Source organism: Sneathiella sp., assembly GCF_047631475.1.
Taxonomy (GTDB): domain Bacteria; phylum Pseudomonadota; class Alphaproteobacteria; order Sneathiellales; family Sneathiellaceae; genus Sneathiella.
Genome location: NZ_JBLHZT010000011.1, coordinates 1 through 12,107, shown reverse-complemented (window position 1 = coordinate 12,107; position 12,107 = coordinate 1). Strand labels below are relative to the sequence as shown.

At 48.6% G+C, this 12,107-nt stretch carries 6 protein-coding genes; all 6 read left to right on the top strand.

The window, feature by feature from the left end:
• The first annotated feature begins 136 nt into the window (after positions 1-136).
• Positions 137-4,231: a DNA-directed RNA polymerase subunit beta gene (gene rpoB / locus ACJAYR_RS06430; RefSeq protein WP_415235899.1), complete on the top strand. Its 4,095-nt coding sequence runs from the start codon at positions 137-139 to the stop codon at positions 4,229-4,231.
• A gap of 109 nt (positions 4,232-4,340) precedes the next feature.
• Positions 4,341-8,525, top strand: coding sequence for a DNA-directed RNA polymerase subunit beta' (gene rpoC, locus ACJAYR_RS06425; RefSeq protein ID WP_415235834.1), 4,185 nt, complete (start codon positions 4,341-4,343; stop codon positions 8,523-8,525).
• 421 nt (positions 8,526-8,946) lie between these two features.
• Positions 8,947-9,318, top strand: a complete 372-nt coding sequence (gene rpsL, locus ACJAYR_RS06420) for a 30S ribosomal protein S12 (protein ID WP_169546494.1) — start codon at positions 8,947-8,949, stop codon at positions 9,316-9,318.
• Between the two features lie 11 nt (positions 9,319-9,329).
• On the top strand, positions 9,330-9,800 hold the full coding sequence (gene rpsG / locus ACJAYR_RS06415) for a 30S ribosomal protein S7 (RefSeq protein ID WP_169546493.1): 471 nt from the start codon (positions 9,330-9,332) through the stop codon (positions 9,798-9,800).
• A 30-nt stretch (positions 9,801-9,830) separates the two neighbouring features.
• The gene (gene fusA / locus ACJAYR_RS06410; RefSeq protein WP_169546492.1) at positions 9,831-11,906 is read left to right on the top strand and encodes an elongation factor G; all 2,076 of its coding nucleotides are present in this window, start codon (positions 9,831-9,833) and stop codon (positions 11,904-11,906) included.
• A 38-nt stretch (positions 11,907-11,944) separates the two neighbouring features.
• Positions 11,945-12,107, top strand: a 163-nt coding sequence (locus ACJAYR_RS06405) for a GTP-binding protein (protein ID WP_415235898.1), incomplete at its 3' end; no start/stop codon positions are given.

Below are 12,107 nucleotides of genomic sequence, written 5' to 3'. Positions count from 1 at the left end.
ATTTGGTACGAAATATGTTGAATTTTGATCTGGTTAAACGCCATTATGGGCAAAAAGCCGGTCAGAGTTTAAATTTGTAGACCATTTTGGGCTACATCTCAGTTAGGCAACAGAATTACGGGGATTTCGCATGGGCATTTTGCAGTCGTTCACCGGTCGGAAACGTGTTCGTAAAGATTTTGGGCGTATCGCAGCCGCGACAACAATGCCAAATCTTATTGAGGTTCAAAAAACCTCCTACGACGCTTTCCTTATGGAAAATATTCCAGCGGATGAGCGGGGTGACGAAGGTCTTCAAAGCGTTTTTAAGTCAGTCTTTCCGATAAAGGATTTTGCGGATACGGCTAGCTTGGAATTCGTGAGTTATGAATTCGAACCTCCGAAATATGACGAAGAGGAATGTCAGCAACGCAGTATGACATTCGCAGCGCCATTGAAAGCGACGCTTCGTCTGATCGTGTTTGAGGTAGACCCCGATACAGAAGCTAAATCTGTCCTGGATATCAAGGAGCAGAGCGTTTACATGGGCGATATGCCGCTCATGACCGATAAAGGTACCTTTATCATTAACGGTACCGAGCGCGTAATCGTTTCGCAGATGCATCGGAGCCCCGGTGTTTTCTTTGATCATGACAAAGGTAAAACCCATTCAAGCGGTAAACTTTTGTTTGCGGCTCGGGTTATCCCGTATCGTGGTTCTTGGCTCGATTTTGAATTTGATGCCAAAGACATCGTCCATGTTCGGATTGACCGTCGCCGTAAACTTCCGGTGACTGCCCTGCTTCAGGCCTTAGGGCTGAGCCAGGAAGATATCCTGAATTATTTCTACGATCGTGTTGATTACAAGCTTGATAAAAAAGGCTGGCGGACACCGTTTAATGTTGAACGGGTTCGTGGAAGCCGTCTTATCCGGGATCTTGTCGACGCAGATACAGAAACAGTTGTTGCCGAAACAGGGACAAAAGTCACACAGCGTCTGGCCAAAAAATTGGTTGATGCCGGCTTGAAAGATATGCTGGTCAGCCACCTTGAGCTGGTGGGTCGTTTTGCAGCTGAAGACATGATTAACCCTGAAACAGGGGAAGTCTTTGTTGAAGCCGGTGACGAGCTTACAGAAGCTTTGGTGGATCAGTTGGAAGCTGCAGGCTTTGACGAGATTTCCACTCTGGACATCGATAATGTCAATGTTGGCCCGTATATCCGCAACACACTTGCTGTTGATAAGAGCTCCACTCGTGAGCAGGCGCTTATCGATATCTACCGTGTGATGCGTCCGGGTGAGCCGCCAACCGAGGAAACTGCTGAAGCATTGTTCCACGGGTTGTTCTTCGATTCAGAACGCTATGACCTGTCAGCGGTTGGCCGTGTGAAAATGAACATGCGTCTGGATCTGGACGTTGAAGATACGGTACGTGTTCTTCGCAAGGAAGATATTCTTGAAGTTGTAAAAACACTTGTGCGCCTTAAAGACGGTCACGGTGAAACCGACGATATTGATAACTTGGGTAACCGCCGGGTTCGTTCCGTTGGCGAACTGATGGAAAATCAGTATCGTATTGGTTTGCTTCGTATGGAGCGTGCTATTCGTGAGCGGATGAGTTCTGTCGAAATTGATACGGTCATGCCACATGACCTGATCAATGCGAAACCGGCTGCTGCCGCTGTTCGGGAATTCTTTGGTTCGTCACAGCTTAGCCAGTTTATGGATCAGACAAACCCATTGTCAGAAATTACCCATAAACGTCGTTTGTCGGCGCTTGGCCCAGGTGGTCTTACGCGAGAACGCGCAGGCTTTGAAGTCCGTGACGTTCATCCAACACACTATGGTCGTATTTGCCCGATTGAAACGCCTGAGGGTCCAAACATTGGTTTGATCAACTCGCTTGCCACATTTGCTCGTGTCAATAAGTATGGCTTTATTGAAAGCCCATATCAGCGAGTAGAAAATAATAAGCTGACCGGCGAAGTAAAATATCTCTCCGCAATGGAAGAGAGCAAGCATACAATTTCGCAAGCCAACGCGGCACTGGATGAGAACGGCCAATTTACCGAGGATTTTGTCCGTTGTCGTGCACAAGGCGAATATGTGGTTGCTAAACCTGAAGAAGTGACCTTCATCGACGTATCACCAAAACAGCTGGTATCCGTGGGTGCGTCACTTATTCCGTTCCTTGAAAACGATGATGCGAACCGTGCCTTGATGGGCTCGAACATGCAACGTCAGGCCGTTCCACTACTTAAAGCGGAAGCGCCGTTCGTTGGTACTGGTATGGAAGAACGTGTTGCACGGGACTCTGGCGTTGCAACGGTTGCCAAACGCGGCGGTATCGTTGATCAGGTGGATGCTACCCGTATCGTTATTCGGGCAGAAGAAACTGATCTGAGCAAGTCTGGTGTTGATATTTACAACCTGCTGAAATTCCAGCGGTCTAACCAGAATACCTGCATTAACCAGCGGCCTCTCGTAAAGGTTGGGGACCGGGTTGAAGAAGGCGACATCATCTGTGATGGACCGTCGACTGATCTTGGTGAACTGGCCCTCGGACGGAACGTGCTGGTCGCGTTTATGCCGTGGAATGGCTATAACTTTGAGGATTCGATCCTGATTTCGGAGCGGATCGTTAAAGATGACGTCTTCACTTCAATTCATATCGAAGAGTTTGAAGTCGCTGCGCGGGATACGAAATTGGGCCCTGAGGAAATTACTCGGGATATTCCAAATGTCGGTGAAGAAGGCCTGAAAAACCTTGACGAAGCCGGTATCGTATATGTGGGTGCTGAAATTCAGCCAGGCGATATTCTGGTTGGTAAGATTACGCCAAAGGGTGAAAGCCCGATGACTCCAGAAGAAAAACTTCTGCGGGCCATCTTTGGTGAAAAAGCATCCGATGTTCGGGATACTTCGTTGCGCTTGCCGCCGGGTGTAGCCGGTACAGTGGTTGAAGTGCGTGTCTTTAACCGTCATGGTGTTGAAAAAGACGAACGTGCTCTGGCGATTGAACGGGACGAAATTGAACATCTGGCAAAAGACAGGGACGACGAAAAAGCGATCCTTGAGCGGACTATTTATGATCGCTTGAAAGGGTTGCTTGCCGGTCAGACTGTTGTTTCAGGACCAGCCGAGTTTAAAGCAGGTGAAGAGATTACGTCCGAGAAACTGATGGACATCCACTCCGGTGTCTGGTGGCAGCTGAGTGTCGACAATGACGACGTCATGACAGACATCGAAGCTTTGAAGAAACAGTATGATGAAGCGATTGGTCGCCTTCGTGCCCGCTTTGAGAATAAAGTGGACAAACTTCAGCGTGGCGATGAGTTGCCTCCTGGGGTGATGAAGATGGTCAAAGTCTTTGTCGCGGTTAAGCGTAAGCTTCAGCCAGGTGACAAGATGGCGGGTCGTCATGGTAACAAAGGTGTTATCTCCCGTATTCTTCCTGAAGAAGATATGCCATATCTTGAAGACGGAAAGCCTGTTGATATCGTACTGAACCCATTGGGTGTTCCGTCCCGTATGAATGTCGGTCAGATTCTGGAAACCCATTTAGGGTGGGCCAGCCATGGTATCGGTGTTCAGATTAACGAGATTATGGAACGCATCTATCGGGGGGCTTCTGACCTTGAACCTCTGAAAAATAAACTGAGTGAAGTTTACGGTGAAGAGGAATATGGTGAGAAAATCTCTGACATGGCCGATGAGCAGTTCATTGAGCTGGGTGAAAATCTAAGAAACGGTGTGCCAATGGCGACACCTGTTTTTGACGGCGCGAAAGAAGTAGACATTGATCGTCTCCTTCAGGTTGCGGGTCTGGATACATCCGGTCAGGTGACATTGATTGATGGCCGTACAGGTGAAACCTTCGACCGTAAGGTGACAGTTGGATACATTTACATGTTGAAACTTCATCACCTTGTGGATGACAAGATCCACGCCCGTTCGATCGGGCCATACAGCTTGGTCACTCAGCAGCCGCTTGGTGGTAAGGCTCAGTTCGGTGGACAGCGCTTCGGTGAAATGGAGGTTTGGGCATTGCAGGCTTATGGTGCAGCTTACACCTTGCAGGAAATGCTAACTGTCAAGTCTGACGACGTTGCAGGTCGTACGAAAGTATATGAAGCAATTGTTCGTGGTGATGACACATTTGAAGCCGGTATTCCGGAAAGCTTTAACGTTCTGGTCAAGGAAATGCGTTCCTTGTGTCTGAATGTCGAGCTGTCCCAGATCGGTTACTAATTGGGTGCTCCGGCTTTGGCCGGAGCGTTCCATTATCGTCACGTTACTAATTTTGGCCGTCAAACTGGCGGCTCCCCGGCAAGCCCGGGATCAATAGGAGAGTTGGTCCATGAATGAGTTGATGAACCTTTTCGGTCAGCCACAAGGCACTCAGGCGTTTGATGAGATTAAAATCTCAATCGCTTCACCAGAACGTATCCGTTCTTGGTCTTATGGTGAGATCAAAAAGCCCGAAACCATCAATTACCGGACGTTCAAACCAGAAAAAGACGGCCTTTTCTGCGCCAGAATTTTTGGCCCGATCAAAGACTACGAATGTTTGTGCGGTAAATACAAACGCATGAAATATCGTGGGATTACCTGCGAAAAATGTGGCGTTGAAGTGACGCTGTCTAAGGTGCGTCGTGAACGCATGGCGCATATTGAGCTTGCGTCTCCAGTTGCCCATATCTGGTTCCTGAAATCACTACCATCTCGTATTGGCCTTCTGCTTGATATGACATTGAAGGATCTGGAACGGATCCTGTATTTCGAGCATTATGTTGTAATCGAGCCTGGTCTTTCTCCTTTGAAACAGTACCAGTTGCTGACCGAAGAAGAATTCCTGGATGCGCAGGATGATTATGGTGACGATGCCTTTACAGCCAGTATTGGTGCAGAAGCCATTCGTGACATTTTGTCGAACCTTGATCTTGAAACCATCAGCGAAGAAATCCGCGAAGAGATGCGGACAACAACGTCTGAAGCCAAACCTAAGAAACTGGCTAAGCGTCTTAAGTTGATCGAAGCGTTCATGGAATCCGGTAACCGCCCTGAATGGATGATCCTTCAGGTCATTCCGGTTATTCCACCTGAGCTTCGTCCGTTGGTCCCGCTGGATGGCGGCCGCTTTGCGACGTCAGATCTCAACGATCTTTACCGCCGTGTGATTAACCGGAATAACCGCTTGAAGCGCCTGATTGAACTGCGTGCTCCTGACATCATTGTCCGGAACGAAAAACGTATGCTGCAGGAATCTGTTGATGCGTTGTTTGATAATGGTCGTCGCGGTCGTGTGATCACAGGTGCCAATAAACGTCCTCTGAAATCTCTTTCAGACATGTTGAAAGGTAAACAGGGTCGTTTCCGTCAAAACCTTCTTGGTAAACGTGTCGACTATTCTGGCCGTTCCGTAATCGTTGTGGGACCGGAATTGAAACTACACCAATGTGGTTTGCCGAAGAAAATGGCCTTGGAGCTATTTAAACCGTTTATTTATGCCAAGCTCGAATTGAAGGGTATGGCGGCAACGGTCAAGATGGCCAAGAAACTTGTTGAAAAAGAACGTCCCGAAGTTTGGGATATTCTTGACGAAGTCATTCGCGAACATCCGGTTCTGCTGAACCGGGCGCCAACGCTTCATCGTCTTGGTATTCAGGCGTTTGAACCAGTTCTGATCGAGGGTAAAGCCATTCAGCTTCATCCTTTGGTTTGTACAGCGTTCAATGCTGACTTTGATGGTGACCAAATGGCGGTCCACGTGCCGCTTTCACTGGAAGCCCAGTTGGAAGCTCGCGTTTTGATGATGTCTACAAACAACATCCTCAGCCCTGCCAGTGGTAAACCGATTATCGTTCCAAGTCAGGACATTGTTCTGGGTATCTATTATCTGACAATGAATAAAGATAATGAGCCAGGCGAAGGAATGCTGATTTCTGACGTTGCAGAAGCCCAGCATGCCATCGACAACAATGTTTTGACACTTCACAGTAAGATTAAAACAAAAATCCGCTACGTGAATGAAGATGGTTCGGAAGAGGCCCGTCTTACTGAAACAACACCAGGCCGGATGCTGATCGAAGAAATCCTGCCGCGGAACTCCAAAGTGAATTTTGGTTTGATCAACCGCTTGTTGACCAAAAAAGAAATCACCTCTGTTATTGACGAAGTGTACCGTCACTGCGGACAAAAAGAGACTGTGATCTTTGCCGATAGGCTCATGGGTCTTGGTTTTGCCCACGCTTGTCGTGCTGGTATTTCCTTCGGTAAAGACGACATGCAGATTCCCGTGTCTAAAGACAAGCTTGTTGAAGATACACGTGTTCTTGCTGAAGAATATGAGCGTCAGTACTATGATGGCCTGATTACTCAGGGTGAGAAGTACAATAAGGTTATTGACGCCTGGTCGCAGTGTACGGACAAAGTTGCTGACGAAATGATGAAGGTTATTGAAGCCGTCCAGATTGGTGAAGATAACCGTCAGATTGGCATTAACTCAATCTATATGATGGCTCACTCTGGTGCTCGTGGTTCTGCCGCGCAGATGAAACAGCTTGCTGGTATGCGTGGCCTTATGGCCAAGCCGTCTGGTGAAATCATTGAGACTCCGATCATTTCAAACTTTAAAGAAGGTTTGAGCGTTCTTGAGTACTTTAACTCGACACATGGTGCGCGTAAGGGTCTTGCTGATACAGCTTTGAAAACAGCCAACTCCGGTTATTTGACGCGTCGCCTGGTCGATGTGGCTCAGGACTGTGTTGTTGTTGAATTCGATTGTGGTACACAGAAAGGTGTGACCGTTCGTGAGGTTGTTGAGGGCAGTGATATTATCGCTACTCTAAGTGATCGTCTCCTTGGACGGACCGCTTCTGTTGACGTGATCAACCCACAAACAGGGGATGTCCTTGTTGCCGCGGGTGACATGTTCGACGAAGCTACTTCTTTGGCTGCAGAAACATGTGGTGTTGAGCAGGTTCTTATCCGTTCGGTTCTTACCTGTGAAACAAAAGGCGGAATTTGCGGTAAATGTTATGGCCGCGATCTGGCCCGCGGAACGCCCGTGAATATCGGTGAGGCTGTTGGTGTTATCGCGGCTCAGTCAATTGGTGAGCCTGGTACTCAGTTGACCATGCGTACCTTCCATATTGGTGGTACAGCGCAGGTTGCTGAAATTTCATCCATTGAAGCGTCTCATGAAGGTACAATCCGCATTCACAACAGAAATGTTGTGAAAAACAGTAAAGGGCTGCTCGTTGTTATGGGCCGTAACTCTGAACTGGTTCTTGTGGATAGCAACAATCGTGAACGCGCCCGTCACCGTCTGACCTATGGTACAACCCTGCTGGTTGACGAAGATCAGAAGGTCGGCAAGGGCGATAAGTTGGCCCAGTGGGATCCATTTACAACCCCTGTGATTACGGAACTTGAAGGTACTGTAAGCTATAAAGATCTGGTAAGCGGTATCTCCATCGCGGAACAGGTCGATGAAGCAACTGGTATTACCCGTAAAATCGTTGTTGACTGGAAAGCCCAGCCAAAAGGTACAGATCTGCGTCCTCGTATTACTCTGCGGGATGCAGGTGGTGAACTGCTGGCGTTGCCGAATGGTCACGAAGCTCGTTACTTCCTGCCTGTGGATGCGATCCTGTCTGTTGAAGATGGTGTTGAAGTTCAGGCGGGTGACGTTCTTGCCCGTATCCCACGTGAGGGATCGAAAACGAAAGATATTACCGGTGGTCTGCCACGGGTGGCCGAACTCTTTGAAGCGCGTCGTCCTAAAGACCATGCGATTATTGCTGAAGCAGATGGTTATGTTGAATTTGGTAAAGACTATAAGTCAAAACGCCGCGTCAGCATTCGCCCTGAAGACGAAAATCTGGAACCAGTAGAATATCTCATTCCAAAAGGTAAGCATCTTGCCGTGAATGAGGGCGACTATGTACGGGTTGGCGATTATCTGTTGGATGGTAACCCTGCACCGCATGATATTTTGAAGGTACTGGGTGTCGAGGCTCTGGCGAACTTCCTGATCAATGAAATCCAGGACGTTTATCGTCTGCAGGGTGTGAAGATCAATGACAAGCATATCGAAGTGATTTGCCGTCAGATGCTTCAGAAGATCGAAATTGAATCGCAAGGTGAGTCAACCTTCTTGCTTGGTGAGCATGTGGACCGGGAAGAGTTCGAAGCAGAAAATATCAAACTTGAAAAAGCAGGTCGTGCACCGGCACAGGGAAGCCCAATTCTACTGGGTATTACCAAAGCCAGCTTGCAGACAAACTCTTTCATCTCTGCTGCGTCCTTCCAGGAAACAACACGGGTTCTGACCGAAGCTTCTGTAGCGGGTAAGAAGGATACGTTGACCGGCCTGAAAGAAAACGTGATCGTAGGTCGTTTGATCCCAGCAGGTACCGGGGCTCAGATGAACCAACTGAAACGCATTGCTGCGGAGCGGGATCGTGTCATTCAGGAACAGTCCGATTTTCCGGTTGATATGATCAACACGACTGATGGTCAGGAAGCGACCACGGATTAATGTCCTAGAATCAGAACTCGGTCGGGTTCTGACGCTGTTCTAAGATTCTAAAAACGGCGCTCTTTATCGGGGCGCCGTTTTTGATTCCAGTAGAGTATTTCCCTAAATGGGAGAAAAACGGATCATTGTCTTCGTGATTTCTTTGATTTTATCGACGGAAATGGCTGCGAAACTGCGAGAATCTAAAAGAGTCGCAGAGCACGCAGTTTTCCTTACATTTCTACTTGACTGATGGCGGGTCCACTCATATATTGCGCCCTCCTGACGAACGATGTTTCATCAATTTCCGTGCGCGGTCAGGTGTTTGAAGGAAGGTGCACGTGTTATGTCTCTTCGGGTAGACGCAAAAAACCCGACCGCGCTCAGGTCCGCAGCTGTGCGCGGCTGTGCTATTTGCGGAAACGATTGGATAGGAATAAGAATGCCTACTATTAATCAGCTGATTAGAAAACCACGTAAAGCGCCTGTTTCTCGGAATAAGGTGCCTGCTATGGAAGCATGCCCGCAAAAGCGTGGCGTTTGCACAAGAGTTTATACAACAACACCTAAGAAACCGAACTCCGCGTTGCGTAAAGTCGCCCGTGTTCGGTTGACCAACGGGTTTGAGGTTACAAGCTACATCCCTGGTGAGGGTCATAACCTTCAAGAACACTCTGTCGTGATGATCCGCGGCGGCCGTGTGAAGGATTTGCCAGGTGTTCGTTATCACATTATTCGCGGTACGCTGGATACTCAAGGTATCTCAACACGCCGCCAGCGTCGTTCTAAGTATGGCGCGAAGAAGCCTAAGTAAGGAATAAACGGATGTCACGTCGTCACGCAGCAGAGAAGCGCGAAGTTTTGCCTGATGCAAAATTTGGTGATGTAGTTCTGACTAAGTTCATGAACTCTCTTATGATTGCAGGTAAAAAGTCCACTGCCGAAGGTATCGTTTACGGTGCGTTCGACATTATCGGTAAGAAATCCGGCAATGACCCTGTAGAAGTTTTTCACGAAGCTCTTGGCAAAGTTAAGCCAGAACTCGAAGTTCGCTCACGCCGTGTTGGTGGTGCGACCTATCAGGTTCCTGTTGAGGTTCGTGCGGACCGCGCTCAGGCGTTGGCTATCCGTTGGGTTATCAACAGTGCACGCAGCCGCTCTGAGCTTACTATGGTTGAGCGTTTGGCTGGTGAGTTGCTGGATGCCTCAAACGAGCGTGGCGGTGCGGTGAAGAAGCGCGAAGACACGCACAAAATGGCTGAGGCGAACCGCGCCTTTGCTCATTATCGCTGGTAAAAGCTAAGCTTAAGGACAGGATTTCCTCTCATGGCACGCACGACGCCCATCGAAAAATATCGTAATATCGGTATCATGGCTCATATTGACGCCGGTAAAACAACGACAACAGAACGTATTCTGTATTACACAGGCGTTTCTCACAAAATTGGTGAAGTTCATGATGGCGCAGCCACTATGGACTGGATGGAACAGGAGCAGGAGCGGGGTATTACAATTACTTCTGCTGCGACGACTTGTTTTTGGAATGATCACCGGATCAACATCATTGATACACCGGGTCACGTTGACTTCACAATTGAAGTAGAGCGTTCTTTGCGTGTTCTCGATGGCGCGGTTGCCGTGTTTGATGGTGTTGCGGGTGTTGAACCGCAATCAGAAACTGTTTGGCGTCAGGCTGATAAGTATCGCGTACCACGCATGTGCTTTGTGAACAAAATGGACCGTACAGGTGCGAACTTCTACAACTGTGTAGAAATGTTCAAAACGCGTCTGGGTGCGAAGCCGCTTGTTCTTCAGTTGCCAATTGGTTCAGAAGCTGAATTTGAAGGCGTTGTTGATCTGATCAAGATGAAAGAAATCGTCTGGACAGGTGAAGAGATGGGCGCCGCGTTTGAATATCGCGATATCCGCGCTGATCTTGCTGACAAAGCTGCAGAATACCGCGAAGCAATGTTGGAAACAGCCATCGAAATGGATGAGGCTGTCATGGAAGCGTATCTGGAAGGTGAAGAGCCTGATGAAGACACGCTCCGTCGTTGTATTCGTCTTGGTACGCTGGAAGCTGCGTTTGTTCCTGTGTTGACAGGAACGGCCTTTAAGAACAAAGGCGTTCAGCCGCTTCTGGATGCAGTTATCGACTTCATGCCTTCACCGCTGGATATTGGTGGTACTGAAGGTATCGATGTTAAGACTGACAAGGAAATCAAGCGTAACCCTTCTGATGATGAGCCTTTTGCAGGACTCGCCTTTAAGGTTATGACAGATCCATTCGTTGGTTCGCTGACATTCGTTCGTGTTTATTCTGGTGTTCTTGAAGCTGGTACTCAGACTTTGAACTCAGTTAAAGATAACCGCGAGCGGGTTGGTCGGATGCTTCAGATGCATGCGAACTCTCGGGAAGATGTTAAAGAGGCCCGCGCAGGTGACATCGTTGCGATTGCTGGTCTTAAGGCCACAACAACAGGTGACACCCTTTGCGACTCAGCGAAACCTGTAATTCTGGAACGCATGGAGTTCCCAGAGCCGGTGATTGAAATTGCTGTTGAGCCTAAGACCAAGAGTGACCAGGAAAAAATGGGCGTTGCGCTGAACCGTTTGGCTCAGGAAGATCCTTCTTTCCGCGTTTCCAGTGACCACGAAAGTGGACAGACAATTATTAAGGGTATGGGCGAGCTCCACCTGGACATCATTGTTGATCGCATGAAGCGTGAATTCAAGGTTGAGGCGAATATCGGTGCGCCACAGGTTGCTTACCGTGAATCAATCACAACGAAAGCCGAGCTGGATTACACCCATAAGAAACAGTCCGGTGGTTCAGGTCAGTTTGCGCGGATCAAGTTGATTGCGCAGCCTGGTGAGCTAGGTTGTGGTTTGAATTTCCACGACAGCATCACTGGTGGTTCTGTTCCTAAAGAATATATCCCAGGTGTTCAGAAGGGTATTAAGGACGTCGTCGAAACTGGCGTTCTTGCGGGCTTCCCTCTGATCGATGTGGATGTTGAGTTGATTGATGGTGCGTATCACGATGTTGACTCCTCCGTCATGGCGTTTGAGATCGCTGCCCGTGCAGCAATGCGCGAACTGGCCCGTAAAGCTGGTCTGCGTCTTCTTGAGCCAATGATGAAGGTCGAGATTGTGACCCCAGACGAATATATCGGTGATGTGATGGGTGACTTGAATAGTCGCCGTGGTCAGGTAACCGGTACAGAACAGCGCGGTGTCGCGCAGGTTGTGAATGCGATGGTTCCATTGGCCAACATGTTTGGTTATGTGAACAATCTTCGGTCTCAGACTCAGGGCCGTGCGACATTCACAATGGTATTTGATCACTATGAACCAGTGCCACAACACGTTTCAGACGAAGTTCTGGCGAAATTGGCGTAACACAGAGCTGAGGCAGCCGGAGATAACGGAGAATTAAAATGGCCAAAGAAAAATTTGAGCGTAATAAACCGCATGCGAATATCGGTACTGTTGGTCACGTTGACCACGGTAAAACCACACTGACAGCAGCAATCACGAAAGTTCTTGCTGAGCAGAGCGGTGGCGCCGCATTCGCATTTGATGAAATCGATAAAGCGCCTG

Bases quoted from the DNA above. Each gene is read 5' to 3' on its own strand.
- rpoC (WP_415235834.1), top strand. From the start codon at position 4,341: ATGAATGAGTTGATGAACCTTTTCGGTCAGCCACAAGGCACTCAGGCG.
- rpsG (WP_169546493.1), top strand. From the start codon at position 9,330: ATGTCACGTCGTCACGCAGCAGAGAAGCGCGAAGTTTTGCCTGATGCA.
- rpsL (WP_169546494.1), top strand. From the start codon at position 8,947: ATGCCTACTATTAATCAGCTGATTAGAAAACCACGTAAAGCGCCTGTT.
- fusA (WP_169546492.1), top strand. From the start codon at position 9,831: ATGGCACGCACGACGCCCATCGAAAAATATCGTAATATCGGTATCATG.